The organism is Streptomyces sp. NPDC006997 (assembly GCF_040635175.1).
Classification (GTDB): Bacteria; Actinomycetota; Actinomycetes; order Streptomycetales; family Streptomycetaceae; genus Streptomyces.
Window position 1 is genome coordinate 81,747 of sequence record NZ_JBEYHH010000026.1, and the last position, 26,925, is coordinate 108,671.

Genomic DNA, 26,925 nt, shown 5'->3' on the forward strand with positions numbered 1-26,925 from the left:
CGTCGTCGCCGAGCGACGTGGACGGCGAGTGTCAACGCAGGGTTGACGATGAACTAGTGTCAACCTACGGTTGACACATGACCTCCGACCCCGCCATCACATCCTCCATCCGCCTGGACGACCTCATCGCGGCCATCAAGAAGGTCCACCCCGAACCGCTCGCCCAGCTCCAGGACGCGGTCATCGCCGGGGAACACCTGGGCGATGTCGCCGACCACCTGATCGGCCACTTCGTCGACCAGGCCCGCCGCTCGGGCGCCTCCTGGACGGACATCGGCAGGAGCATGGGCGTGACCCGCCAGGCCGCGCAGAAGCGCTTCGTGCCGAAGGAGTCGGCCGACCTGGACCCGAGCCAGGGCTTCAACCGCTACACCCCGCGCGCGCGGAACGCCGTCATGGCCGCCCACAACGCGTCGGTCGCCGCGGGCAACCCCGAGGGCCGCCCCGAGCACCTGGTCCTCGGTCTGCTGGCCGACCCGGACGGCCTGGCCGCCAAGGCGATCACCGCGCAGGGGGTGCTCCTGGACGCCGTACGCCAGAACGCCGCCGCGGCGCTGCCGCCCGCCGCCGACGAGGTCCCCGACCTGGTCCCGTACGGCCCCGACGCCAAGAAGGTGCTGGAACTGACCTTCCGCGAGGCCCTCCGCCTCGGCCACAACCACATCGGCACCGAGCACCTCCTCCTCGCCCTGCTGGAGTTCGAGAACGGCCAGGGGGTCCTGTCCGGCCTCGGCCTCACGAAGCAGGGCACGGAACGGTACGTGGCGGAGACGCTCACGAAGATCGCGGCGGCGGCGGACGAGGCGGCCACCGGCGAGCGGGGCTGACGCCCCCGGCCACCCCCTCATCACCCACGAACCAGCAGGTCAGGGCGATTGTCAGACCCTCCTGCAAGACTCTCCGCATGGCCGACCGATGGGCACTCGCTCTGGCCGAGGACGGTGGCGTACAGCTCGCCCCCCTCGGCCGGGACGGGCTGCCCGCCGGACCGGTGCGGTGGGAGGCGGACCTGGCGCGGGCCGTGCGCGAACGGCCCGACGTGGCCCGCTGGGTGTGGCGCTCGACGTCCGAGGTGTACCCGGCCCTGCTCGCCACGGGGGTGCGAGTGGAGCGGTGCTACGACATCGAGGACGCCGAGACCCTCCTCCTCGGCCACGAGGGGCGGTACGGCGAGCCCCGCTCGGCGGCGGCGTCCTTGGCGCGGCTGCGCGGCGGCCCCGTACCGCCCGACCCACCCCAGCGCTCCGCCGAGCCGGGCGCCCAGTCCCCCCTCTTCGAACCCCAGGTCACCCGTCTGCCCCTGACCGACCTGCTCGACGTCTACGCCGAGCAGCAGCGGCGGCACGACCGCGCCGAGCACCCGGAGCGGATGCGGCTGCTGACCGCCGCGGAGTCGGCGGGGATGCTGGTGGCCGCGGAGATGAACGCGGCGGGGCTGCCGTGGCGCGCGGACGTCCACCGCGAGGTGCTGCACGACCTGCTCGGCGAACGGTACGCGGGCGGCAGTGAGCCACGCCGCCTCGCGGAGCTGACGGACGAGATCTCCGCCGCGTTCGGCCGCCGGGTCCGCCCCGACCTGCCCGCGGACGTGGTCAAGGCGTTCTCGCAGGCCGGTATCAAGGTCATGTCAACCCGCCGATGGGAGCTGGAGTCCCTCGACCATCCGGCTGCGAGGCCCCTGATCGAGTACAAGAAGCTGTACCGGATCTGGGTCGCCCACGGCTGGTCCTGGCTCCAGGACTGGGTGCGGGACGGCCGCTTCCGGCCGGAGTTCCTCGCGGGCGGCACGGTCTCCGGGCGCTGGGTGACCAACGGCGGTGGCGGGCTCCAGATCCCCAAGGTCATCCGGCGCGCGGTCGTCGCCGACCCCGGCTGGCGGCTGCTGGTGGCGGACGCCGACCAGATGGAGCCGCGCGTCCTCGCCGCGATCTCCCGTGACCCGGGTCTGATGGAGGTGGCGGGCCGCGGGACCGACCTCTACCAGTCCGTCTCCGAGCGGGCCTTCTCCGGCGACCGCGACCAGGCCAAACTCGCCGTCCTCGGCGCCATCTACGGCCAGACCTCAGGCGACGGCCTGAAGAACCTCGCCGCACTCCGACGCCGCTTCCCCCAGGCGGTGGCCTACGTCGACGAGGCGGCCCGCGCGGGCGAGGAGGGGCGGCTGGTCCGCACCTGGCTGGGCCGCACCTGCCCACCGGCCGGGGGCGACGCCCCCGAAGAGGCGGGCATCCCCCAGGACCCGGCCCTGGCCTCCGACCACACGTCCACCGACTCCCGCGCCCGCGGCCGCTTCGCGCGCAACTTCGTCGTCCAGGGCAGCGCGGCCGACTGGACCCTGCTCCTGCTGGCCGCCCTGCGCCAGGAACTGACGCCCCTCGCCGCGGAACTGGTCTTCTTCCAGCACGACGAGGTGATCGTCCACTGCCCCACCGAGGAAACCGACAAGGTCACCACGGCCATCCACCACTCCGCCGCCCTGGCCGCCCACCTGACCTTCGGAGACACCCCGGTGCGCTTCCCGTTCACCACGGCGGTGGTGGAGTGCTACGCGGACGCCAAGTGACGCCGGTCCGCTCTTCACACCTGACGGTAAATCAACGCATATACGTGTGACCGCACTTCGCACTCCGCGGTTGTCCCCCACGTCCCAGACGTGATCAACAAAGAGGGGACACCTCGGTCATCCGCGGTGGCGGCAAGAGGATCAGGTACCAGAACGCGGGGGTCGACTGCGCCTTCGTCGGAGCGCTGAGCACTGGCTTCTGCGACTGGCGCATCGACTTCACCTACGCCGACACGAGGAACCGGACGTATCGCACGTCGCGCGGCAGGACGCACCCCGAGTGCGAGATCGATCCCATGCGGAACAACGCTCCCCAGACCCTGCCTCGTTATGGCAAGGCGTGCGCCCATCTCAACGTCAACGGCGTGCGGCGCGTGAGCCAGTGCCACCACATCACGAAGTGAGATGTTCACGAGCCAGCAGCAGAAGGGCCCGGAGTCGGCCCCGCCGCCCGCACCACGGCCGCGCCGAATCGAGGTCGTCGCCTTCCTCGCGGGCGTCGTGGCCACGCTGGCCTTCTTCGCCTTCTTCCCCGGCCTGCCGCATGTCATCGACTGGGGAGCCGTCCTGGTGTCCCTCGCCGTGGGGGCCTCGCCCGACGGGGTGTTCAGACGTGGGTCGCGCGCAGGGCCGGGGACGGGTCCGACCACTCTGACCTGCCCCAGTAGAAGCCCCACCGCCACGGGAACTCACGGAGAACCTCCGGGTGGACCTCCCGGTGAACTCCCCGGAGCCACCAGCCCCGTCTCATAAGCCAGTACGACCGCCTGGACTCGGTCGCGGAGGTTCAGTTTGGACAGGATTCGACCGATGTGGGTCTTGATCGTGGTGGGGCTGAGACACAGGTGGGTCGCGAGTTCCGCGTTGCTCAGGCCGGTGGCCAGGAGGCGGAGGACCTCCAGTTCGCGGGGGGTCAGGCCGGAGAGGTCGCGGTGGGCGGCGGAGGGGCGGTGCTCCTCACGGTGGGCGAAGCGTTCGATCAGGCGGCGGGTGATCGTCGGGGCGAGCAGCGCGTCGCCGGACTGCACCAGCCGTACCGCGGCGACGAGGTGCTCGGGGCTGACGTCCTTGAGCAGGAAGCCGCTGGCGCCCGCGGTGAGCGCCGCGTAGACGTAATGGTCGACGTCGTAGGTGGTCAGAATAATGACGCGGGTGCCGCCGGGACCTCCGTCGGCGAGGATGCGCCGGGTGGCCTCGATGCCGTCCATCCGCGGCATCCGGATGTCCATCAGGACGACGTCGGGCCGGGTGCGCCGGACCGCCGCCACCGCCTCGGCGCCGTCGGCCGCCTCCGCCGTCACCTCGATGCCGTCCGCGGCCAGGATCATGCCGAAGCCGGTGCGGACGAGTGCCTGGTCGTCGGCGATGACGGCGCGCAGCGTCGGCGGCCGGTTCACGACGTCCGCCAGGGGACGCGGGCCGTGATGCGGTAACCCCCGGCGAGGGTGGGACCGGCCGTGAGTTCACCGCCGTAGACCGCCAGCCGTTCCCGCAGGCCGATCAGGCCCCGGCCGGTGCCCTCCCGCGCGGGCGCGTCGTGGGCGGCTCCGGAGTCGGTGACCTCGATCTCCAGCAGGTCACCGCTGTGCCCGACGGACACGGACGCGGCGGCACCGGGCGCGTGCCTGATGGTGTTGGTCAGCGCCTCCTGCACGACCCGGTAGGCCGCCAGCTCCACCCCGGGCGGCAGCGGACCGGGCCGCGGCGACACGGTGACCGTGACCGGGGTCCCGGCGGCGCGCACCCGCTCCACCAGGGCGTCGAGCTGGTCGAGCCCGGGCTGGGGTTCGAGGCCGTCGGCGGGGGTGTCGGGAGCACGACCGCCCAGACCACCAGGGTGCCCGGGGTGCCCGGGGCGGCCGGTGTCCGGCGCCGCCAACAGGCCCATCACGTTGCGCAGTTCCGCCATCGCGGCGCGGCCCCCGGCCTCGACCGCCAGCAGCGCCTCCTTCGACCGTTCCGGCGCCGTGTCCATCACCTTGCGGGCCGCTCCCGCCTGGATGACCATCACGCTCACATTGTGGGTGACGACGTCGTGCAACTCGGCGGCGATCCGCGCCCGTTCCTCCTCCGCCGCCCGGCGCACGCTCTCCTCCTGGGCCTGCTGGAGCCGGGTGAACCGGTCCCGGCTGGCCGCCAGCCGCCGCTGCCAGAACCGCACCGTACTGGCCAGCACCCCGGCGACCAGCAGCACCACCGCCGGGCTCGACCACCCCGGCAGAATCGGTTCCGTACGCCGGAACGCCACCCCGGCGATCACGGCGGCGATGAGCAGCCCGGTCGTCGCCCGTATTCGGTATCGGCTGTACCGCGCCGCGCTGTACGCGCCGATGACGCAGGTCAGCACGTTGATCCAGGAGGCGTCGTCGACCATGACCAGCATCGCGCCCATCACCACCGCGAACGCCGCCAGCGGATACCGGCGCCGGACCGCCAGCGGCAGCGCCGACAGCACGACCAGCGGCCAGGGCACCGAGGTCGACTCGTAGCCCTCCCCCACCCGCACTCGCGCGTCCGGCCCGGGGAGCGGCGGTGGCGCCGGAATCCCGCGCTCCACCGACGAGTCGACGAAGTTCGGCCCGTCGCCGGGATAGCGCGCCGCCACGACCAGCGCGACGACGGTCAGCAGCACCGCCAGCACCACGTCGGCGCGCACCGCCCACCGCGACAGCGGGACGCGTTCCGCCTCCGGCCGCAGCGCGTCACGCAGGTACCGGCGCCAGTCCCCCCGCCCCTCGTCCAGCCACCTGGGCCACCGGCGACGGCCTTCCCGGCCCCCCGCCCTCGACCGCCCACGCGTCTCCATCGGGTCATTGTGCGGCCCACGGCCGCCGCCCCGCGTCCGCCTGTACGGCCGAACCCCCGCCCGTCAGGCGTACTTCGCAGGGATGACCCAGCGGCCCCCTCCTCCGCGGGAAGGGCCGGAAGTCGGTGCCGCGGCCGACGCGCCCCCGCAGGCCACACGCCTAGGTTCACCGGACCGGCACCCGCCCGCCTCCTCCCGGCCCACGACCCCCTGGACGAACGGACCACCCCATGACCCAAGTGATCGAGACCCGAGTGATCGAACTGGCTGGCGTGGCCAAGCGGTACGACAGCTCCGGCACGCCCGCCCTCGGCCCCCTCGACCTCACCGTCGCCCAGGGCGAGGCGCTCGCCGTGACCGGCCCTTCCGGCAGCGGCAAGTCCACGCTGCTGAACCTCGTCGCGGGCCTCGACAAGCCGACCGAGGGCGCCGTGACCGTGGCCGGGGAGCGGGTCGACCAGTTGAGCGAGCACGCGCTGGCCCGGTTCCGGCGCGAGCGGATCGGCATGGTCTTCCAGTTCTTCAACCTGCTGGACGACCTCACCGTCACCGACAACATCCAGCTCCCCGCCCAACTGACCGGCACCACCCGGCGCAAGACGGCGGCCCGCGCGGGCGAGCTGATGGAACTGCTCGGCATCACCAGACACGCCCGCGCCTACCCCGGCCGCCTCTCCGGCGGTGAACGCCAGCGGGTCGCGGTCGCCCGCGCGCTGGTCAACCGTCCCGCGCTGCTGCTCGCCGACGAGCCGACCGGTGCCCTCGACACCGCCTCGGGGCACGACGTACGGGAACTCCTGGTGGACCTGCACCGCGGTGGGCAGACCCTCGTCCTGGTCACGCACGACCTGGCGCTGGCGGAGGCGTGCGCGAGCCGCTCCATCCACCTGGTCGACGGCCGCCTCGCCAACGACTCGTACGCGGAGGCCGTCCGATGAAACCCACTCACCAACCACCCACACCCGAAGGCCATCCAATGAACCCGCTCGGGGGCGGCGCGCTCGCGCGGGTCGTCCGTTCCGGGGTGAGCCGACGCCGGGTCCAGGCGGTGGTGATCGCCGTGGCCACCATGATGGCCGTCGCCGCGACCGTGGTCGCCGGAGCGCTCCTCGTCGCCACGAACGCCCCCTTCGACCACGCCTTCGCCGAGCAGAACGGCGCCCACCTCACGGCGCGGTTCGACCCGGCCAAGGTGAGCGCGGAGCGGCTCGCGGCGACCGGGCGGCTCGACGGCGTCACGGCGAGCGCGGGACCGTACCCGTACACGACGATCAGCCCGGTGGACCGCGGCGGCGGGCACCTGCCGCAGCTCAGCCTGGTCGGGCGGTCCGGGCCCGGGGGCGACGTGGACGACCTGGACCTGACGTCCGGCCGGTGGGCGAGGAAGCCGGGCGAGATCGTGCTCTCCTCGTCGACCGAGGGCCCCGCCCTCCGCATCGGCTCCGAACTGAGGGCCTCGGACGCCGCCGACAGCCCGACCCTGACCGTCGTCGGCTTCGCGATGTCGGCCAGCGGGACCGCCGACGCCTGGGCGTCCCCGGCACAGGTCGAGGCGCTGGCCGCGCGGGACCGGCCCGTCACCAGCCAGATGCTCTACCGCTTCGACACCGCGGATACGAGGGGACAGATCGCCGCCGACCGCGCGGCGCTCGCCGCGGCCGTACCGTCCGGGGCGCTGCTGGGCACCCAGTCCTACCTGGACACCGAGCGCGCCGCCGACCAGGGCGCGGCGGCGACCATCCCGTTCATGGTGGCCTTCGGTGTGCTCGGCATCGTCATGTCGGTGATCATCGTCAGCAGTGTGGTCAGCGGCGCGGTCGGCACCAGCCTGCGCCGGATCGGCATCCTCAAGGCCATCGGCTTCACGCCGCGCGAGGTCGTACGGGCCTACGTCGCCCAGGCGTTGATCCCGGCGGGCGCCGGGATCGCGCTCGGGGTGGTGCTGGGCAACCTGCTGGCCGCCCCGCTGCTGTCGATGACCGCGCAGGCGTACGGAGGCGTCACGCTGTCCGTCACCTGGTGGGTGGACCTCGTCGTACCGGCCGTCGCGCTGCTGGTCGTCGGTGTCGCGGCGCTGGTCCCCGCGCTGCGGGCCGGTCGGCTGCGGACGGTGGAGGCGATCGCGGTCGGCCGGGCGCCCCGTACGGGCCGCGGCCAGTGGGCGCACCGGGCCGTCGGCCGACTGCCGTTGCCGCGCGCGGTGACCTATGGCCTGGCGAGCCCCTTCGCGCACCCGGTCCGTACGACGGCCATGCTGCTCGCGGTCACCTTCGGCACCGTCGCGGCGACGTTCGCGCTCGGCCTCACCCAGTCCCTCAACGCGGTCGGCCACGCGGCGGACCCGGAGGAGAGTGCCGCGGTGACGGTCATCAGCGGCGGCCCTACGGCCCCGAACACCCCGGGCACGGACGAGAAGACGACGAAGGCCGACCCCACGGCGATCCGCGCGGCCATCGGGGCACAGCCCGGCACCGCCTCCTCCTACGGTATGACCCAAGTCGACACCACCGTGGCCGGTATCCCCACCCCGGTCAGGACGACCCTGTACCAGGGCGACACCGGCTCCGGCGGCTACGAGATGATCGCCGGGCGCTGGTTCACCGGCCCGGGACAGGCCGTCCTACCCACCGCTCTCCTGGAGCGGACCGGCAGCGGCATCGGCGACCCGATCCGGGTGACCCTCGGGGAGGACACCCGGACCCTGCGCATCGTCGGCGAGGCCTTCGACACCTCCAACGACGGCCTCACGGTCCACGCGGACCTCGCCAGCTTCCCGGGCACCGCTCCCCAGGTCTTCCCGATCGAGGTCGAGCCGGACGTCTCCCCCGCCACGTACGCCGAGCGACTGAACGCGGCGGTACGGCCCCTGGGCGGCGACGTGGTGGTCAACTCCCCAGCGGGGCAGGAGAACACGATCATCCTCCTGGACGCGATCGCCGTCCTGCTCACCCTCATGCTGGTCTCCGTGGCGGGCCTGGGCGTCCTCAACTCCGTCGTCCTGGACACCCGCGAACGCGTCCACGACATGGGCGTCTGCAAGGCCCTCGGCATGTCACCCCGGCAGACGGTGAGCCTCGTCCTCGCCTCGGTAGTCGGCATCGGCGTCCTCGGCGGCCTGATCGGAGTACCGGCAGGCTACGCGCTGCACGGCGTCGTCCTGCCGGTGATGGGCCACTCGGCGGGCACCAACCTGCCGCCGTCGATCCTCGACGTGTACGACACCCCGCAACTGGCCCTCCTGGCCCTGGCCGGCGTCGCGATCGCCGTACTGGGCGCCCTACTCCCGTCCAGCTGGGCGGCTAGGGCACGGACGGCCGCGGCGTTGCGCACGGAGTAGCTCTTTCAGGAGCACGCCGCCTACTACTCCAGTCTGACGTCGCGGTCGTGTGGCGAACCCGGCTGGGAGCGGGTACGGCCACCGCGTGATCACCGGTTGGTGTGTGGACAACCGAAGATCGTGCGGTGGCCGTGGCCACAGCGTGGACCCTGCCCGCTGGCGGGTGTTGTTCGACCAGGTCATGGCTCGTGTCACCGGGCGATTCGGCCGAGTTGAGCCTCGGGCCACGGCCCGCGCCTACTTGCTCGGGCCGCTTCCGGCTGCCGAACGGAAGAACTGCTGGCAACTGGCTGAACAGGCCGGTCACTCCCGGCCCGGGCCCGATGCAGCGTCGGCCGCGCCATGCCCGTTGGGATGCCGACGTCGTCCGTGACGATGTCCGCGCCTACGTGGTCGATCACCTCGGCGACAGCGGCGCTCTCAACGTGGACGAGACCCGCTTCGTGAAGAAGGGCAACATGTCGGCGGGGGTGCAACGCCAGTACACCGGCACCGCTGGCCGGATCGAGAACTCCCAGGTCGGGAGGTCGGGCACTGGACGTCATGGCACCGGCACATCACGCTCGCCGTGCTGGACCTGGCCTTCCTGACCGGCCTCGCCGCCGACGCAGACCCCGTCCGTCCTGCCGATCCGCAAGATCCCGCCCGCAGCCACGACCCGATCACGCTGACCGTCCCGGAGGTCCGCCACCTGTTCGTCGCCGTCCTCGCCCCACCGGCCATGACTGCCGCCAGACTGCGGCATTGGTCCACCTGGCGCAGACGCCACCAGCGACAGCCCGACACAGCCACTGCCACTGCCACTGCCACTGCCACTGCCACTGCCACTGCCACTGCCACTGCCACCGACGATCCGCCGACGGACCCGCTCGACAGATCACGAGACCGCACAGGAGTACCAGCCCGGAGACAGAACAGCGGCTTCCCAGAGGAAACCGCTGGTCAGAGGCGGAGCCGCCTTCGGGATTCGAACCCGAGACCTACGCATTACGAGACCGAGAGCGTTCGTGTTGCTTGGTACCTCGTCATGCTGCGTGGTGACGTTTTTCCTGATCAGAGCACGTGCGCAAGGTTGGCCCGTGCCACCCCGTGATGCGCTGTCCAAAGGCGTCTGTCCACCGGCTGTCCACCGACGGGGGTGCTGGCCAGCAACCTCTCGCCGCCCCACCGCTTCTGACGAGACCCCTGGCAGGGGCGGAGTCTGACATGAGGACGACTGTCCATTTCCCACAAGGAGCGACCGGGCGGCACTTCACCACGAACGCCCCAGTCTCCATCCACGGCGAGACCTCTGGGTCGAAACGATATCTCTCATGGTCGATAAATGGTATCGTTTCACTCACGAGAGTATCTGCGAAGGGACCGCCCAAATGGCCAGAACCGTCATCGACCTCGATGAAGACATGGTCACCGAGGCCATGCGCATCTTCGGGACTAAAACGAAGGCCAAAGCCGTCCGCCTCGCCATGGAAGACGCCGTCAAGCGACACCTGCGACAGGAGTTCTTCGACGCCATGGATGCCGGCGAACTCGACTTCAGCGAAATCGTCGAGAGCACCGGCCCCCGCAACGCTGACGGCTCCCTCAAGCACGGCGGTAACCACAACGGGGGCCAGGCCGCCTGATGCAGGACCGCTACCTGATCGACAAGTCCGCCCTCGCCCGCTGGACGAAACCGAGCGTCAAAGAGGTGCTCAAGCCCCTACACGAGCGTTACCTCCTCGCGGTATGCCAGCCCACCGAGTTCGAGATGATCCACTCCGCACGGGACAGCTCAGAAGCAACACGGATCAGCACCTGGCTCCATGCCTTCGACTACCTCCGCACCGACGACGACACCTTCACCCGCGCTCTCGAGATCCAGCGCCATGCTCTCAACGCAGGCTTCCACCGCGCTCTGTCCCTCCCCGACCTGCTGATCGCCGCCACAGCGGAACTGAACCGGCGAACGGTCCTCCACTACGACGGAGACTTCGACATGATCGCCTCCCTCACCGGACAACCCACCGAATGGGTCGTCCCGCCCGGCAGCGCCGACCGATGAGAATGCCCCCCTGCCCTCACCTCCGATGAGATGTCTGACGCGGTGCACTGGCGTGGACCAGTCGGGCTGTGGCCGAACAACGCGCGGCCCGACGCGCATGGCCATGCCTGCTCGGGAAGAAGCGGCTACCGAACATGACTCCATCCACTCCGCTTAAGTTCCGGACCAGAGGGTCGCGATCATCTGCCGGCCTCGCTTTACTGCCCCCGCACCCGCGCAGCGCGCTCCTTGAGTTCTGCCTCCCGCAGCAACTCCTCCTGCTGAGCCCGACCCGCTGTGGCGACGGAGGCGAGGGCGGGAACGCGTGTTGAGAGGGTGGTGAAGTAGTCGATGAGGTGCTGATGTCTGGTGGAGTCTTCACCCCACCAGGAGTCGACCCAAGCGACGTTGGCCGCGATGCGAGCGGGGGGCACGCCGTGGTCGAGGAGCAGCGGGCCGAGGCGCTCCAGGGTCTCGTTGCGCTGTCCCACTAGGGCTTCGAGGAGGTTGTCGGGAGTAACGGCGCAGTCGCGGAGCAGACGCTCCGCCAAGTCGCGGTCTGCACCGACAAGCTGGATGAGTGGGCTATGGCCGATGCGCGGGAGGCTGGCGCAGCGGACGGAAAGCCGGTAACGGTGCGCCTGTGGAAGGCGGTCCAGGTGGAGATCGCAGCCGTGGGGTTCAGGGGCAACGAAGTAGCCTCGGTTGGCCATTTCGCCGAGCCGTTCGGTGTACCACGCTTCGAGCAGGTCAGGATCATGGTCGGCTAGATGGCCGAGCAACTGGCCTGCACGCCAGTGATCGTGCTGGGACAGGTCCTCGGGGCGGAGGTGCTGCACAGCGTCGCGCCAAGCAGAGCGCCAGGTTTCCGGCAGTGAGGGGCCGTGGGGTTGGCCAACGGCGAAAGTGACCGCCGCGCTGCTGGCGATTGCGGGAATCGGATGGAGCAGTAGACGGTGCAGCACCTCGTTCGGCTCGTCCTGGATGAATAGCGAGTCGAGCAGCCAGGCGTCCTCCGTGCGCATCGCCGCGGTCACGAACTCGGCAGCCTCGTCATCTTCACCTCGTCCGAGGACGGTCGAGATGACGCCAGTCCTGAAGCGGGGATCATCCAGTGCAGCGGTGAGGACATCTGCCGACAACGTGCCGGGCGAGGCGTTGAGCCATCGGGTCAATGCGGCGCGAAGCATGAGTGGGCTACCAGCTGCGGTTGCGGCTGCGTGCCAAGAAGCGGGATCGGCGAGGTGAGGCACCATTCGGTCGGATACCCAGACGCCGCCCCCGTGGTCGCCAGCAAGCTCGGATTGCTCAACCAGTGCGTCGAATCTCGCGACTCCGTCGAGCGGTCCGAGCGCAGCGATCTTCTGTGCCAGGGCTTCCACTGCGTGGGCCCGGCCTTGTGCGCCTTCATCGCGGGTATCCATGTCGCCCCAACGACTCCAGCCGGTGAAAGACTCCAAGTCAGGGTCGACGTCCAGCTCCGGGAGCCTGCGACCCCTGTCGCCGCCGCGGGCGTATACAGCGTTGAGCATGCGCCGGGCACGGAGCGCCAGCCCAGGAAAGGTCTGAAGCAGGGGATGCAACGCGGCCAGGATGCGAGCTCCTCCCTCCGCTCCCTGGCCCTTCTGCCCCTCGCTCGGTTCACCGTTGTGCGGCACGAACCCTTCTCCGAGCCGCACCCATGAGCCCGCCAGGTCCAGTAGTGGAACTACCGCAGCCGGGGCGCTGCTCAGGTCATCCTGCCCTTCGGCATCTGTGAGAACGGGCGCAACCTCGTCCCACAAGGAGATAAGTCGCGCGAGGTTTTCGGCGCTTTCGACACCCTGGGCGAGGGTGACCGTGTTCAGATCACCCGGGTCAGGCCAGTTCCCCAATGTTTCAACGGCGAAGACACTCGCCAGCGCCTCGGTGGCCACGGCCCAGTGCGACGGGGCGCGGTGAGTGCGCAGCCACTCCAGAACTGGTCGCAGCAAGAGCCCTCGAATCTCGAACGCGGTTCCGAAGTCCGGGTCTATGGCATTGGCCACATCGCTGAGCACGCGCAGCGGGTGCTGAGGGGTGGAGTGGCGTGGACGGTTATCTCCCACTGCGAGGTCGAGCAGGCCCGTCACCGCCTCGGGCAGCAGATACTGAGCGGCCGACTGCGCAAGTTGACGAGCAGCGGCGTCACCCTGCGGATCGACGGTGATCCCGTACGTCTGCTCGGTCTCGCTCGGGCTGGCGAGGACCGTGCGGGCCTGGGCGACAGCGAACTGAGCGGCTCCCCGGTCCAGCCGGGCGTATTCGGACACTACAGCGAAGGTTCCGGTGCCCCACTCGGTTGGCGTGGGCAGCGTTCGAACCCAGGTATCGGCGGTCATCCGAGCGTCAGCGGAGGCCGAGACTCGGGCGGCGGACATCACGGCGGAGGCGAGGTCAAGGTCCCGGTCCGGGAAGGCGTCGCAGAGGGTGGACCACGGCCTGCCTGCCGGCCGTGTGAAGAACCACCGGGCGATCAGCGGGGCACGCAGTGCAGGTTGCAGGTGCCAGACACCGTTGACAGTCTCAACGAGGCCATTGCGCGCGAGGCGCTCCATGAGGCCCGACATGCTGGCCGGCGGCTCGCCGACAAGAGGCGCGAGCGCGTGCAGCGTCTCGCTGGAAGCCCCTCCCAGTGCAGCTACACAGGCCAGAGCATCGACGGCCGTCTCGGACTCGGTGATACGGCGGAGGTGTCGTTCTACGTTCGCCAGGTGCGCTGCGCCGCTGGCCACCTGGCTGCCCTCGCCCTTGGCGAACATCTCACACAAGGTGAGGGCCCAGCCCGGCCGTCCGGCCGCCTGGTCGAGGACAACCATCCGGACCCGGTGGCCGGTGACGCCCAGTGAGGTGACCAGTGTGTTCATGTCGGATCGCTCCAACAGGTCAATGTCGACGCGGAGAGCTCTGGGCAGGGCCGCTGTTACCTCGTCTGCCCTGTCAGGCCAGGTAGTCGCGACGATGGCGAAGGCATGCTCCGCCCCGTGACGCGCCCGCCGCAGCACACGCACCTCATCAAGGCGGATGTGGGCGTCGTCCACGACAACGGCAGCGGGCCGAGTTTCCAGCAGCTCATCCAGAATGCGGTCCGCTTGCGCCTGCTCAAGGTAAGCGACCTGGCCTTCCAATTCGGTGGTGAGCCGCGTCTTACCCACACCAGGCACGCCCACCAGCACGACATCCCGGCCCTGGGCGACAGTGTCGGCAAGCGTGGCGAGAGTGGCTTCCCGTCCGAGGAGGTCGGTTCGGTCAGCCAGGTCCTCCGACAGGTCCAGCGGCCGATCAAGCAGAGCACCCAGCTCTCCTCTGATGCCGAGGAGGCTGAACCGCCACACCGGCTCGGTGGCGAGGCGGGTGACAAACCAGTCCTGGGCGTAGATGTGTGGTGCTGGGAGGCCGCGTTCGGTACACAGCCGATCCATGGTCGCGCGCTTTGTTGCGTCAACCGGTTGTGAACAGGCCATCACGATCAGATCGGCCTGCACATCCTCTTCGCGCATCCTGCGAAGGCCCCTGCGCAGGTTCGCCACCGGATCGCCGGTGGTGACCAGCAGACGCCCACGAGCGTCCACGTCCTCGGAGCCCCACGGAAAGTAGATATCGGCGTCGCGGCCGAAGTCATGCCCGCCTTCAACCGCGGATAGACCCGGGTACTGCGATTGCAGGAGTGCACAGGCACAGCGTTCAAACTCCGTTGGGTGGATAGCCCGTTCGCCCAACGCCCGGCGTACGCGTGCCACGAGATCCATGACCATTAATGCTACGCGCACCTTGTGCCGTACTGATACCGTTTGCCGCTCGTCGCCCGGCTCGCTGACAGGCCGCGCACCCTGGAATCCAGGGATGACGAGAGCACCGAACCCATAGTGCTGGTCTCGCTCTGAAATGGGCCGACGCTCCCGCATCCGCCGACGCAGCCGCTCCTTCTGCGCCCGCAGATCAGCTACGGAGTGTTCTCACGGTCATTCTTCGCCAGGACCCTAGCCGGACGTGAGATCTGTCAGGACCGGACAGTCTCGGCGACGCCGGTCGTCCCATCGGCGGCCGGTGGATTTCACCCTCGCCCCAGGGCCCGCGAGAGGCCTTGATGAAGTGTCACGCACGACTGTCCACCGGGTGTCCACCGAGATCCTTTTCGCCAGCCTGATCCATCCTCTACGAGCAGGCAAAAGGCCAGTTCAGAGCGTTGGATCGTCGATCTCGTCACAGAAACCAAACCTCCGACCTACGCATTACGATGCACAGACGGACGGTGCCCGATTTGCCGAGATTCCAAGGTCATCCGAAACAAGAAACCCCAGGTCAGAGGCCTGACCTGGGGTTCACCATGGAGCCGCCTTCGGGATTCGAACCCGAGACCTACGCATTACGAGACCGTGAGCGTTCGTGTTGCCTGGTACCTCGTCGTGCTGCGCGGTGACGTTTTTCCTGATCAGAGCACGTGCGACAGGTTGACCTGGGCTACTCAGTGATGCGCCGTCCAAAGGCGTCCGGCCACCGAATGGCCACCGAGACTGGCCGCAGTAGGTTCTGTGCGACCGGAAAGCTCTCTTGTTGCCCTCCTACAGTAGCCCTGCCTGCGGCGGCTGATGTGCTCGTTGCCGGCCAAGCAGGTGCGGCGAGGACCCGTCCGGTACCCCATGAATCGAGACGCACTCGGGCACTATCGAAGGGCCGTGGATACACGCTGCCAGTATCAAGCGAGTGGCCCCGGGAGGAAGCCGATCTTCACCCCAACGTGGGGGCTTACAGCGCCACGGGCTCTTGTCGGTCCGGACTTCTATGGTAATAAGTGAAGATTCTGTGACGGGGGAAGGCTGGGCGGCGGATGACCACGACGAGCTCAAGTGGCCTATCGGATGTGGTCCGGCGCGGCAAACTGCGGCGTCGGGTCTCCGGCATGGGCATCCGCAAGTTCGGGGCCACTCGATTCGACGTGGAATTGCTGGAGGCCGTCGATGCCGCCAGCGCGCGGGAAGTGCCGCTGGCCTTGGTCATTCCCCTGCCGGCCGCCGATATCCCGATCGCACTCGGTGCCGCCAGCCTTGTGGCGCAGGTCGTTCGAACCGGCAGTCTCGACGTCACCGCGACGGTGGTCTCCAAGCGGCTCTCCCAGCGTGCCGCCTATGACCAGCTGTACATCGAGAGTCACAGGCTGGCCGATTTCATCCCCCGGGCACGGCTCACGGCCAACGGCAAGGTCGAGGTCATCGGGAATCCCGTTCGTGACCGGGCCGGTCAGCTGATTCTCACGTCGGAGATGAACCGAGTAAGCGGTCGTGGGGCGCTGGTAGTCGACGGGACGGCGGCTGATCTAGGTGATCTCGGGCCGTGTCTGCGCCGGGACCAGGACCTGGTATACATCACAGACACGCCGTTCGACTCGAATCTGGACGCCATCCGCGAGGCAGGCGGCGTCGTATGGGCGTTTGACCCACCGTCGTTCGAGGACCTGGCGGCGCCTTTCAAACCGGGTGAGGCAACAGGCGAGTTCGCTGCGCCCTCTGAGTTGCTGCGTGCCACCGCTATGGCCGAGCGTGTCGTGCGAGCACCAGAGGCCGCGACATCGCTGGATCAGGCTTTGAGCGGCACGTGGAAGGCACTCGGGCGACTCGCCGCCGTGACCGGCGACTCAGGGAATCTCGCGATGACGCACGCCACTCGCTGGGCGTGGGGAGTCCTGTCCACATTCAGTTTGTCGGTCACCTCTCCCGCCTCCTACGACGCGCGCGTCTCCCGAGGTCCGTTCTCCGTCCTCCTGGGGGATGCCACCAGCCACGCGCGCGCGGTATCCCGCCATAGCGCGGGACCGACCAGGGATGCTTGGGCGGCGGTCGCCGACGGCTTCGACGACATCTACGAGGCCGCCCGTGAACGGCCGAAGTTCGCTCTCGTCCAAGATTGGGTCCGCGAGGAGGCCGGGCGGCGGGGAACGGGGATGATCGTCACACGCAACCAATCCGCCGTGGCGGCACTGACGGCCGACTTGGACGAGTCGCCGCTGGTCCCGCACGGTTGGGCGGAGCGAATCAGGGTGGTTTCCATCCGTGACCTCGCCTGCGGACGGGTTTCCGGTCTGCCAGTGTCGTCGATGCTGGTCACAGGTCCGCTGCCGCGAGCCTACGCCAGCTTGCTGGCCGCTCCTGCGGCGACGAGGCTGCTGGTCACAGCCGCTGGGGAATGGGAGGCAGGGCGAGCGGCGCGGCAGGCGAGGACCACATTCCTGGCGCTGGCGGAGTTGCGCGCGAGGACTGCGGCGGGCAGCGCAGTCCGACTCGGGACCCACCCGATAGTGGTCCGTCCAGCCGATGCGCATATCGTCGTCCGGCTGGACACCACTGTCGTCAAGGCCACCGACGTGGCGCGGGACGTGGACGACTCGCCGTGGGAGCCGTTTGGTCTCGACGTCCTGAAGGTCCTGGCCAGGATTGGGTCGGCTGGTGCCGACGCGGCGGAGAGCCCGCCACCGGCGCGTGGCTGCAACGGCGGCTCCACGGCCCGAGTGGACGCGATCACCGTTGAGTTCGCCGACGGCCTCGCGATGCTGATGGACCCCAATGACATAGTCTATCGCAAGCGGCAGAAAAACACACGCCAGGTCGCGGCCAAGTCCCTTCAGGCCGGTGACGTCATCGCGCTCGTCGACGCCGCCGCGCGCAGAAACCTGTTCGACTCGGTCATCGACGTCCTGTCGGAACTGCCCACTTACGCGCCGCTCGCCGCGCTGATCGCGTTCTGGCACGAGCGGGTCGCGCGCGTCTCCTCCAGCGGTTGGACCTATCGCGAGATACTCGCGGCGATGCGACGCAACGCCGATCCGACCACGATCACGAGCGAGCAGACCATCGGGACCTGGGTCCGCGGGAACTCCGAGGGCCCGGAGGACCCGGCTGACGTCAGACGCTTCGCGGAGGCTGTCCGCGACACCGAGTTGCTTCGCCGCGCGGACCCGGTGGGCAAAGCGCTGTGCACGAGCCGCACCATTCACCGGACAGTGGGGCGCTGGCTGTCCGGACAAATCACCGGCGCGCGCATGAATGATGACGACGCGCTGATCGACCCGGCCCTCGGGATCCACGTCGCCGACCTCCTGGAGGCCGTGACCTTGCACCAGGTCACGGCCGTGCACGCCAAGCTGGCGAGTGTGCCGGCCAGCGCGATCGGCGTCCTCGTAGAGGAATCCGTTATCCCGCGGCTGACAGCCATTCAACTCGCGAGGGAGACAGCGCGCTGATCTGAGCAAATGGGGCCCACCATATGCGGCCTGGACCCACCCTCCGCGTCCGGGCAGGCGACGAAGTCCCTGCCCCAGACGCCTTCCATGTCCTTCGTATCGCTTGGGACGGAGCGAGAGATGACGGCCACCACACCGGCGGCACCCGCAGACGGCGACACCGCTGGGAACTTCGAGGCGAAGATCCGCGACGCGTTGCTCGCCTCACTTGAACGGCACATTCTCACCGAGGCAGCGGGTGGGCACCTGCCCACCCGAGTGCGCCTCACCGACGCGCAGAGGCGCGCGATCTGGCTCGGACAGCTGTCCAGCGAACCGCAGTTGACCGTCGATCGCGCCAAGGGCCTCAGCGGCGATCGCCTGGTCCCGGCGGCGCAGGGCTTCTCATTTCGGCTCGCCGGATCGGCTCCCGCCGAGATCGACGTCGAGGTCAGCTTCGCGGTGTACATCGCGTTGCACGCCTCCCAGACCGAGCAGCACGCGTTCACACACGCGGTCACAGACAACATCAACACCTCAGCGGCCGCCAAGTCCGCCGCCCGGGTCGGCGGGAAGACACCCGGCCGCCAACTGGCCGCAGTGTGGATGAAGGTGCCCGTCGGACCGGTCAACGTGCGCGTGGAGGTCCACGACGGGGCACGCGGGTCGACGCGCTTCGGCGCGCAGGCCATCGCGGACGCGATTCGAGCCGCTGTGCGTCCGGCCGCAGGTAACGAGCCTTTCCGCCCCCGGCGTACGGCGTCACCAGCCGGATCCCTGCCGCGCGACCCCGACATGGCCGACGACGCGGCATGGGCGTCATACTGCGCCAACAACCTGATCGCTGCGGCTGACGCCGCCCTCCCCCAGTTCGCCGCCGCACTCGACGTCGATGTCTTGACCACCGAGGCAGGACGCGACGTCCTGATCACCCTCGTGAACACTACTCCGCCCGAGGATGCCCAGTTCGCCGACCAGGCTCGTACGATCCCATTCGGCCGGCAGCACTTGGACACCCGGCTATACGAAGCCAAAGTCGCGGCGCGCACCAACGCCGTCCTGGCCCCATACACCCTGGAACAGGTGGCGAACTCCCACCGCTATGACCGCACTGTTCCCGCCTTCGGGCAGGCCTCCCCGGTGGTCGCCGCAACTGACCCTGCTACCGGCGGCACGACGTTCGAAACCGGCTATGGGGCGACTGCCCTGACCCAGCGCCCCCACCCCCGGACAACCTCGGGCAAGGGCGAGACCATTGACGCCAGGTTCGACACCGTGATCGCCGACCCGGTCGGGGCGGTCACCGCGATCGTCGAGGCCCACGCCGCATGGGTGGCCGAGCACTGGTCGGATACCGCCCTGACAGCGCGCGCGACAGATCGAGGCTGGAGCGACGAAGCCATCGCAGAGGCCAAGAGGGACGCTGACACCGCTCGGGGCGAGGTCGAGTGGATCCGCGCCGGCGTCCGCGCCATCGAGCGAGACCCGGTTCTGCGTGAATCCTTCGTCCTCGCCAACCGGGCCATGAAGAAGGTGGGAGCGAACAAGGGTTACGACTCGTGGCGCCTGTTCCAGATCGCCTGGATGGTCGGCTGTCTGCCGGCCGTCGCGGACCCAGAAGCCGACCCCAGCGTGCAGATCGAGACCGTGCAGACCGGTGGCGGTAAGTCCGAGGCCTACCTCGGCGTCATGCTCATTCATCTGTTCCACGCCCGCCTCACAGGAGGAACGGCCGGCGTGAACGTCTGGGCGCGCTTCCCTTTGCGACTTCTGTCCACGCAGCAGACGACTCGCTTCGCCGAAGCCGTGTTCGCGGCCGAGGTCCTGCGTCAGGACGATCCGCGAATCAGCGCCGGAGATCCGTTCGGTGTCGGCTTCTTCGTAGGCAGCACCAACACCCCTAACCGCATCTACGCGGCCAACAGTCGGTTCTCGAACGGCGTCGACCCGCACTCGCCGAATCTCGCCGAACGCTGCCGTGTCCTCGAGTACTGCCCTGCCTGCGACCCGTCTGGCAGTGGCCGCAAGGTCCTCGTTCAGTTCGACGAGGCCAGTTGGACCATGCGGCATACATGCCAGAACCCTGGGTGTCGGCTCTTCGGAGTCCTGCCAATCTGGGTCGTCGACGACGACATCTACCGAAACGCCCCCTCCGTACTAGTCGGCACTGTCGACCGGCTCGCTCAGATCGCCCACAGCAAGGGGTTCCAGGTCATCTTCGGCCAGGCGCAGTCCCGATGCCCTCGCCACGGATATACGCCCGATCCGACTTACTGTGCCGTCTTCGGCTGCACAGCTCCGCGAGCGCCGATCCCGCCCGGGTTCGGGTCCCTGCGCTGCGAGATCGCCGACGAGTTGCACCTCCTGGAGGAGAGTCTGGGCGCCCTCGACGGCATGTACGAAACACTCCTACAGCAGATCGGTGCCAGGCTCGGCAATCGGCCCCTCCACATCGTGGCCGCGACCGCCACCCTCGAGGGCTACGAGAACCAGGTGCTCCATCTCTACCAACGCTCGGCCCGCCGTTTCCCCGCCCCTGGTCCTGACGCGGGCGAGACGTTCTTCTCCTACACCGACCCTGAGGATCCCTTGCGCCGCTACGTCGGCGTGCGGCCCCGCGGCATCACCATGGTCACCGCCGCCGCAGAGGTGACCCGCATGTACGCCGCGTGGCTCGAACGATCCGTCGCGGACCCCGCCTCAGCGGCCGCCGACGCCGGACTCAACCACGCCGAGCCGCACGTCCTCACGGTGGTGGAGAAGGCGCTACGCGACGACTACGCGGTCCTGCTTGGGTACTGCCTACGCAACGAAGACCTCTCCTCGTACACTCGCGACGATCGCGTCAGGTCCCTGGTCGAGACCAGTGACAACCTCGCGATCATCTCTGGCAGTGCCGAGCCCGCCGCAGTCCGCGAAGCGGTCCGGCGGCTCGCTGCACCACCAGAGGATCCCAGCCGCCGGATCCGCCTCATCGCCGCCACAAGGGCTATCGGCCACGGCTTCGACTCGCCGCGTCTCGGCTTCATGGTCCTCATGGGCACGCCCACCCAGGCGGCGGAAGTCATCCAGGCCACGGCCCGGGTCGGACGCACGCACCCGGGCATGATCGTGCACATCTTCAATCCGTCACGAGACCGCGATGCGTCTGTCTTCCGCTACTACAGGGCCTGGATTACCTACCTCGACCGACTCGTGCACAAGGTACCAGTCAATCGCGAGTCTCTACCCGTACTCCGCAGAGTGCTCTCTGGGGCTCTCATGGCCTGGGCCCTCCAGGTCTACGAGGTCGCATGGACCAAGTCGGGCAAAGGCCGGTACGCCCTCAGTAAGTCTGACCAGTTCCGCAAGGCCCTCGACGAGGGATTCCTCGATCGGACTCGCTTGATCGAGGATCTGTCGGCCGGCCTCGGTCTCAACCCGGATAACCCCTACCACGACATGCACCGCGCGGAAGTCGTGCGGTACGTCGACGAGATGATGTCCGTCCTGGCCGTATCTGGGGAGTCCAACACGAGGACGGCGGAACTTCTGGACCCGTCGGTTCCGCGCTCGCTGCGCGACATCGAGGCACCGATCACCATCCACGGAAACGTGTGAGGAGCGCTCCATGACCTACGACACGTTGCACCGCACTGCCACCCAGGCACTGTGGAACCACATGCCAGGCCAGCCGTACAACTGGGACAACCAGGTGTCCGTCATCGGCGAGCCGCCCCGACACGCCTCACCACTCGATGTTCCGGAAGCATGGCTCGCCCCGCAGTTGAGGCGACTGATCCGGCCCTTCGCCCAGCAGCATTCCGGAATCCCAAACTCTGGTCCAGAACTCGACATCATCGAGCGTGGGCAATACAGCATCGTCGAGGCCCATGACCTACAGGCATCACGATTCCCAAACACATTCATCTGCCACGAGTGTGGACACCTGAGCACCGTCAATCCCACCAACCAGACACCGGCTTGTCCCCTCGGGCACAGGCTCAAGACTCAGTTCCAGTTCGCTGAGGCTCACAACTGTGGTCTCCTTCGCGAGATCCGGGCCCCCAGATGCGCCAACAACTGCTCCGGGCCAATGCTCCTGCGGAACTGGCGCGTGCTGGACACCCGCCAGTGGGTCTGGCAATGCGGCAAGTGCAGCACACGCGCAGAGCGACGTGTTGTCTACTGCCCCGATTGCAAGACCAGTCCCACCTCTGTGCTTCGGGTGCCGCAGACCTCGCTCCACTACCCGCAGTCCTTGACCGTGATCAATCCGCCCACTCGCTCCGAGTACACCGGCCTAAAGGGCGACACGATCGGCGCCGCCGCCGTCGGACAACTCATCGGAGCTGTGGCCCCGGGCCTCGACGCGCTCCGCGCCGCAACCAGCGGAGGCGACGGTGACGACAAGCTGGCGCAGGCCAAGGCGACCTGCGAGGCACTCGGGATCCACCCCGGCGATCCTTTGTACGAGTCGATGATGGACAAGGCGCGTCAGGTCGCCGTGGCCGTCGGCGGATGGCAAAAGGAAGTCGAGGCTCTGGTACTTCCCCCAGAAACCCTTGAGGTCATCGGCGACGAGGTGTTTTCCCTCAGCCGTGCTACAGCGGCGCCGTCGCTCAACGTCGATGACCTGCTGCGGAACCCCCCGTCGGCCGACCTGGTCCCCACCTACGGCGAATACCGCGCGTTGTTCGACCGCTACAAACTGGCTGACGTTACCCTGCTGCGCGAACTTCCGATCGCGAACGTCGTCGCGGGCTACACGCGGATCTCGGCCCACGCCGTACAGCAGACACGCGCCGGCGACAAGGGCACGTGGTTCAAGTTCTTTCCAGCGTCCAACGGCAAGTACCCCATGTACGGCAAGCGGACCGAGACCGAGGGTTTGCTCGTCCGCGTCAAGCCGCTGGAAGTTATCCGCTGGCTCGTCGACTCCGGCGTCGTTCCCGACCCCGAGGTCACGGACGAGTCGAACGCGTACAAGTGGCTGCTACGGGTCCGAGAACCAGTCGTCGACATGTTCAATGCCCCGGAGCAGCGGATCACCCGCAGTGTCCTCGGGCTGGTCCACTCGATGTCCCACCGGTTCATGAAGTCCATCGCAGCACGCTGCGGACTTAATATCGACTCGCTCGCCGAATACCTCTTCCCATCCGCACTGGCATTCCTTGTCTACGCCAACACCCGCAGCGACTTCACGTTGGGCGGCATCGAGCACGTATATCGCTACGACCTCGCAGAGGCGTTGTCCGAGCTCGCCGCCGATCCGCGGTGCGTCTTCGACCCGCCATGCCGCCGCTCCTTCGGGGGCGCATGCGCGGCCTGCTTGCACACCAGCGAAATCTCCTGCGAGCGGTTCAACACCGTCCTGGACCGGAACCTCCTGTTCGGGACTCTGCCCTCTGCGGATGACACGGATCCTGCTCGGACATCCGACGAGATCACATGGCAGGCGTTCTGGGCTCCATGAACTTGACAGTCGCACCAGGACGCCCCGGCCTCTCGATCCTACGATTGACCGGGACCACTCCCACTCAACAAGCTAGAGAGTCGGTAGCGCCCCCGAATGAAGGACTCCGCCAATGATCCGCTCGCCGTCCGAAGTCGTCGTCGACGAGCACGGCACCGTCGCCCTGCCCATGAGCATCCTCGCCGAGGCCGGAATCAATCCTGGTGAGACCCTGCTGGCGTTCAGCGAGGGCGACGGCAGGATCGTCCTTCGACGTCTGGAGGACAGCATCACGGACCTACTCAACGGCCGGCCGCTGTAGCACCCCGCCGGACTCCGGCGGCTCGCCACCGCCGGAGCTGTTGCTCGATCTCGTCTGCGGCCCGGGTCGGATCTTCGTGCTCCCAGACTCGGATCACTCTCCACCCAGCTGCGAGCAACTTCTCGTTGGTCTCGGCGTCTCTGGCCCGGTTGCCGTCGATCTTCTCTCGCCAGAAGTCCGCGTTCTTGACCGCCGGGCGGTAGTGGTCGGGGCAGCCATGCCAGAAACAGCCGTCAACGAAGACCGCGACGCGGTCACCAGGAAAGACCAAGTCCGCCTTGCGGCGGATCTCGACGAGCGGCCTGGCGTTGACTCGATAGCGCAGTCCGCGCTGATAGAGCAGCTTGCGCAACGCCAGCTCGGGGCCAGTGTCCTTGCCGCGGTTAGCACGCATGGCAGCCCGGACCTCAGGCGAGGAGGCGGTTGACTCGGGCGGGAGTGTCTCCACCGCCAACAGTCCTCTGTCCTTCGCGCGTTGCCACGCCTCCGCCAGATTCTCGCCTCTGGACGCGTGCTCAACCTCGCAGACGTACCTCTCCTGAGTCTTGCCATCCTTCGACCAGCGCAGATACGCCCGGATGCGCCGCGTCCGCCGGTACAACCGCAAGCTGATCGAAGCCCGCGCGAGGCGGCCGTCCCCTAGCGCGACATTGCGCCGGGCACGCCCTCCGGCCGCGCGATCCTGCTCCACCGCTGGTGCCACGGCACCGGCGCGCCGCTTGTACGCCCGCTCCGGGGGAAGTTGTTCTTTCCAGTGCCCCCCGGCCCGTTGTTCCTGCATGACCTCAATGTCCAGCCGCTGAGAGGGCGTCGGCGACGGCGTTGGCGAAGAACTCACCGAGAACGACCGGGACGGCGTTGCCGAGCTGGCGCATCTGCTCCCCGCGAGGGCCGGAGCCCAGCCATTCATCGGGGAATGTCATCGCCCGAGCCGTCTCCCGAACCGTCATGTAGCGGTGATGATGGGTCCACCCGTCCGGTGATGTGCGGTCCGCATAACCAGTGTCGAGCAGCACGACGGACTCTCCACCGGGCACACCGTGCACGCCGGCCTTGACCGTCTTGGCTGGCCTGTCGAGCTCGTTCGGTGTGTGCCCCTGGTAGATACGCGCGCCCGGCCAGCCGATGTGGTCGACGACGCCGATCTTCTTGCCGAAGTCGAACTTCTCGTCGAGACGGGTGAGGTCCACTGGCGGAAGCGCCGGGAGTTTGACATCGGTGCCGTAGCCCTGGATGGCGTCACGCAGCGTGCGCCATGGCCTGATCTTGGGGTCTTCTTCCTTGGTCGGCTTCGGCAGCTTGGCCCGAGCCCACGCACGCGCCCTTTCTTTCGCTCGCGGAGCCACGTTCGAGTGGCGCCGCCAGTACGGTCCGTCCTCATCGAGCATCGAGCGCCACAGGGCGGTGTCCGAGAACTGAGGCGTGTTGACGTACTTCTCGAATGCCTCGATATCAACCGGAATGTCAGCACGGAAGGCCACGAGCACGATGCGGTTACGGATCTGGGGCACCCCGTAGTCCGCCGCGTTCACAGGCACCATCACGACCTTGTAATGGTCGGGATCGGTGTCGTTCTCGGGAAGCCCGCTGATGATGCCCTTCAGGTGCTCATTGTGCGATTCCCAGCTGACCTCGTCGTCCCGTTTCTCGAAGGGGAGCGTCAGTTCGTTCTGGATGTACTGGAAGTAGTCCGCGAAGGAGGGCCGCCGCAGACCGCGAACGTTCTCGCAGATGACCGCCTTGGGCCGGATCTCACGGACGGCCTTGAACATGGCCGGGAACATGTTGCGCTTGTCCTCGTCGCCCTTGGCGACGCCGCCGGCGCTGAATGGCTGGCACGGCGGGCCGCCGGCCAGGACATCCACCTTCCCCTGGAATGCCGTCATGTCAAGGTCCCGGACGTCCCCGGGGTAAAGCGGCGCGGGCCGCCCGGGCCTAGGAGGCTCGGGCTTCGTATCCTCGACGCGCTCGACCCCGTCCGCGCCCAGCGTCTTCCGGGCGCTCGCTACGAGCGTCTCGCACGCGCGCTTGTTGAACTCGTTGAACAGGAGCGGGCGGAAGCCCGCCTGGTGGACCGCCATGGCAAGGCCACCCCCGCCCGCGAACAGCTCAACACTCGTCCGCGGCTTCTTTGTCTTTTTGGGCTGGTCAACCATGCGAGAACCATACCGCGGAGTTGGTGATCATGGGGCTGTTTCACTCGAATGAGTCGCCAGAGAGTGAGCAAGACCATAGGGTTCGTGGTGATCCATCACCCCGAAGGAGCAGGGCGAATGTCTCTCGGCGCTGACGGCTGCCAGCCCGATTCACAACCGCGCCGGAGCGGCGACGGCCCCTCCGACTCAGACACGCCCTTGTAGATCAGGAAGCCATGCCCTCCGAGTACACGCCCGCTTCGTTCGACCCGCTGTCGACCGACCAAATCGCGAACACCGTCTGCGAGACCTTCGAGCGCCAGCCCCTGGTTTCCATGACTACGGAGATCCCAAGGTTCGAGGGATCCGGGCTGTACGCGCTCTATTACCGTGGGGTCGACGTAGCCCTGTACCTGCCTCTAGCGGGCCTTCAGATCCCCGTGTACGTAGGGCAAGCCACCAGCAACAGCGCCACCGGGGCAAGGGTCCGGGAGCGGTTTCCTCTCCATAGCCGCCTCAAGCAGCACCGGATCTCGATCATTGAAGGCGGGCTCCCCATCGATGAGTTCCGGTTCCGGGCGCTGCTGCTGCCGGACGTGCACGCGAATCTGGGTGAGAATGGCCTGCGCGTCGGCTACCAGCCGGTGTGGAACAGCATCCTCACCGGGTTCGGCAGCAAGGAGCAGGGGGCGACGACCCGGCAGAGCCGGAAGAGCAAGTGGGACACAGTGCACGATGGGCGCCGGCGCACACATGGGGGCGTCGTCCATGACGTCGAAGCCCTCGTCTCGGCAGTCAAGGCACACATCGAGCGGCGGGTCGACGGATACGACGCCCTTCCGTGGTTGCACCCTCGGACCGAGACATTCCTGGACCTCGACGCTCACTGAGAGCGGCGCCAGGGCTTGATCAAGTTCCGTGAGTGTCCGGGTTGTTGGTGATGCCCAGGATGGCGAGTGATCGTTCGGGCTCGTGGCGAATGGCGCGGGTGGTTTTGGCGATGTTGTCGGCTCCGAGGATCTTCAGGGTGCCGATGGCGAGGTTGCGGATGGTGGCCATGGCGCGGGGTGCGGT

At 68.2% G+C, this 26,925-nt stretch carries 16 protein-coding genes and 1 pseudogene; 12 read left to right on the plus strand and 5 right to left on the minus strand.

Annotated features, from left to right (window positions below; genetic code table 11):
- Positions 1-77 precede the first annotated feature (77 nt).
- Positions 78-827: a Clp protease N-terminal domain-containing protein gene (locus ABZ659_RS24915; protein ID WP_360224005.1), complete on the plus strand. Its 750-nt coding sequence runs from the start codon at positions 78-80 to the stop codon at positions 825-827.
- A 77-nt stretch (positions 828-904) separates the two neighbouring features.
- Positions 905-2,563, plus strand: coding sequence for a bifunctional 3'-5' exonuclease/DNA polymerase (locus ABZ659_RS24920; RefSeq protein WP_360224007.1), 1,659 nt, complete (start codon positions 905-907; stop codon positions 2,561-2,563).
- 689 nt (positions 2,564-3,252) lie between these two features.
- Here the strand turns inward: ABZ659_RS24920 and ABZ659_RS24925 are convergent.
- Together ABZ659_RS24925 and ABZ659_RS24930 are read right to left on the minus strand one after the other, a co-directional pair.
- Entirely contained in the window at positions 3,253-3,972 is a 720-nt protein-coding gene (locus tag ABZ659_RS24925; protein ID WP_360224044.1) for a response regulator transcription factor, read from the minus strand.
- Positions 3,957-5,369, minus strand: a complete 1,413-nt coding sequence (locus ABZ659_RS24930; RefSeq protein ID WP_360224009.1) for a histidine kinase — start codon at positions 5,367-5,369, stop codon at positions 3,957-3,959. Before ABZ659_RS24930 ends, ABZ659_RS24925 begins: the two co-directional genes overlap by 16 nt.
- A 230-nt stretch (positions 5,370-5,599) precedes the next feature.
- Between ABZ659_RS24930 and ABZ659_RS24935 the strand changes: the two genes are divergently transcribed.
- From ABZ659_RS24935 to ABZ659_RS24955, 5 genes and pseudogenes are all read left to right on the plus strand, one after another.
- Entirely contained in the window at positions 5,600-6,307 is a 708-nt protein-coding gene (locus ABZ659_RS24935; RefSeq protein ID WP_360224011.1) for an ABC transporter ATP-binding protein, read from the plus strand.
- Positions 6,308-6,345: 38 nt separating this feature from the next.
- On the plus strand, positions 6,346-8,706 hold the full coding sequence (locus ABZ659_RS24940; RefSeq protein WP_360224013.1) for an ABC transporter permease: 2,361 nt from the start codon (positions 6,346-6,348) through the stop codon (positions 8,704-8,706).
- A 181-nt stretch (positions 8,707-8,887) separates the two neighbouring features.
- Positions 8,888-9,230, plus strand: a pseudogene (locus ABZ659_RS24945) (transposase); the annotation flags it as partial.
- Positions 9,231-10,076: 846 nt separating this feature from the next.
- A complete protein-coding gene (locus ABZ659_RS24950) occupies positions 10,077-10,331 on the plus strand; it encodes a type II toxin-antitoxin system VapB family antitoxin (RefSeq protein ID WP_019355945.1) in 255 nt (84 codons plus the stop codon).
- A complete protein-coding gene (locus tag ABZ659_RS24955; protein ID WP_013001762.1) occupies positions 10,331-10,750 on the plus strand; it encodes a PIN domain nuclease in 420 nt (139 codons plus the stop codon). The genes ABZ659_RS24950 and ABZ659_RS24955 overlap by 1 nt, the downstream gene beginning before the upstream one ends.
- Before the next feature lie 197 nt (positions 10,751-10,947).
- Here the strand turns inward: ABZ659_RS24955 and ABZ659_RS24960 are convergent, their stop codons facing one another.
- Positions 10,948-14,496 carry a hypothetical protein gene (locus ABZ659_RS24960; RefSeq protein WP_360224016.1) on the minus strand — a complete coding sequence of 1,183 codons (3,549 nt, stop codon included), beginning with the start codon at positions 14,494-14,496 and terminating at the stop codon, positions 10,948-10,950.
- A gap of 1,151 nt (positions 14,497-15,647) precedes the next feature.
- Here ABZ659_RS24960 and ABZ659_RS24965 point away from each other — a divergent pair.
- The 4 genes from ABZ659_RS24965 (at position 15,648) to ABZ659_RS24980 (ending at position 23,716) form a co-directional block, all read left to right on the plus strand.
- Entirely contained in the window at positions 15,648-17,981 is a 2,334-nt protein-coding gene (locus ABZ659_RS24965; protein ID WP_360224018.1) for a hypothetical protein, read from the plus strand.
- A gap of 120 nt (positions 17,982-18,101) precedes the next feature.
- Complete coding sequence (locus tag ABZ659_RS24970; protein WP_360224020.1) at positions 18,102-21,560, plus strand: hypothetical protein; 3,459 nt, start codon at positions 18,102-18,104, stop codon at positions 21,558-21,560.
- A gap of 10 nt (positions 21,561-21,570) precedes the next feature.
- Positions 21,571-23,415, plus strand: a complete 1,845-nt coding sequence (locus ABZ659_RS24975) for a hypothetical protein (protein ID WP_360224022.1) — start codon at positions 21,571-21,573, stop codon at positions 23,413-23,415.
- A 112-nt stretch (positions 23,416-23,527) separates the two neighbouring features.
- Entirely contained in the window at positions 23,528-23,716 is a 189-nt protein-coding gene (locus ABZ659_RS24980; RefSeq protein ID WP_093545422.1) for an AbrB/MazE/SpoVT family DNA-binding domain-containing protein, read from the plus strand.
- Here ABZ659_RS24980 and ABZ659_RS24985 read toward each other — a convergent pair.
- Together ABZ659_RS24985 and dcm are read right to left on the minus strand one after the other, a co-directional pair.
- Positions 23,697-24,497, minus strand: coding sequence for a very short patch repair endonuclease (locus ABZ659_RS24985; RefSeq protein ID WP_133910616.1), 801 nt, complete (start codon positions 24,495-24,497; stop codon positions 23,697-23,699). The genes ABZ659_RS24980 and ABZ659_RS24985 overlap by 20 nt on opposite strands.
- A 4-nt stretch (positions 24,498-24,501) precedes the next feature.
- Positions 24,502-25,872: a DNA (cytosine-5-)-methyltransferase gene (gene dcm / locus ABZ659_RS24990; RefSeq protein WP_360224024.1), complete on the minus strand. Its 1,371-nt coding sequence runs from the start codon at positions 25,870-25,872 to the stop codon at positions 24,502-24,504.
- A gap of 215 nt (positions 25,873-26,087) precedes the next feature.
- Here dcm and ABZ659_RS24995 point away from each other — a divergent pair, with 215 nt between their 5' ends.
- Positions 26,088-26,741, plus strand: a complete 654-nt coding sequence (locus ABZ659_RS24995) for an Eco29kI family restriction endonuclease (protein WP_093545413.1) — start codon at positions 26,088-26,090, stop codon at positions 26,739-26,741.
- Positions 26,742-26,925 lie beyond the last annotated feature (184 nt).

What these genes read in the sequence shown, in the direction of transcription:
- ABZ659_RS24940 (WP_360224013.1), top strand. Translation starts at nt 6,346, where the DNA reads ATGAACCCGCTCGGGGGCGGCGCGCTCGCGCGGGTCGTCCGTTCCGGG.
- ABZ659_RS24935 (WP_360224011.1), top strand. Translation starts at nt 5,600, where the DNA reads ATGACCCAAGTGATCGAGACCCGAGTGATCGAACTGGCTGGCGTGGCC.
- ABZ659_RS24985 (WP_133910616.1), bottom strand. Translation starts at nt 24,497, where the DNA reads ATGCAGGAACAACGGGCCGGGGGGCACTGGAAAGAACAACTTCCCCCG.
- dcm (WP_360224024.1), bottom strand. Translation starts at nt 25,872, where the DNA reads ATGGTTGACCAGCCCAAAAAGACAAAGAAGCCGCGGACGAGTGTTGAG.
- ABZ659_RS24980 (WP_093545422.1), top strand. Translation starts at nt 23,528, where the DNA reads ATGATCCGCTCGCCGTCCGAAGTCGTCGTCGACGAGCACGGCACCGTC.
- ABZ659_RS24955 (WP_013001762.1), top strand. Translation starts at nt 10,331, where the DNA reads ATGCAGGACCGCTACCTGATCGACAAGTCCGCCCTCGCCCGCTGGACG.
- ABZ659_RS24930 (WP_360224009.1), bottom strand. Translation starts at nt 5,369, where the DNA reads ATGGAGACGCGTGGGCGGTCGAGGGCGGGGGGCCGGGAAGGCCGTCGC.
- ABZ659_RS24965 (WP_360224018.1), top strand. Translation starts at nt 15,648, where the DNA reads ATGGGCATCCGCAAGTTCGGGGCCACTCGATTCGACGTGGAATTGCTG.
- ABZ659_RS24915 (WP_360224005.1), top strand. Translation starts at nt 78, where the DNA reads ATGACCTCCGACCCCGCCATCACATCCTCCATCCGCCTGGACGACCTC.
- ABZ659_RS24950 (WP_019355945.1), top strand. Translation starts at nt 10,077, where the DNA reads ATGGCCAGAACCGTCATCGACCTCGATGAAGACATGGTCACCGAGGCC.
- ABZ659_RS24995 (WP_093545413.1), top strand. Translation starts at nt 26,088, where the DNA reads ATGCCCTCCGAGTACACGCCCGCTTCGTTCGACCCGCTGTCGACCGAC.
- ABZ659_RS24960 (WP_360224016.1), bottom strand. Translation starts at nt 14,496, where the DNA reads ATGGATCTCGTGGCACGCGTACGCCGGGCGTTGGGCGAACGGGCTATC.
- ABZ659_RS24970 (WP_360224020.1), top strand. Translation starts at nt 18,102, where the DNA reads ATGACGGCCACCACACCGGCGGCACCCGCAGACGGCGACACCGCTGGG.
- ABZ659_RS24920 (WP_360224007.1), top strand. Translation starts at nt 905, where the DNA reads ATGGCCGACCGATGGGCACTCGCTCTGGCCGAGGACGGTGGCGTACAG.
- ABZ659_RS24975 (WP_360224022.1), top strand. Translation starts at nt 21,571, where the DNA reads ATGACCTACGACACGTTGCACCGCACTGCCACCCAGGCACTGTGGAAC.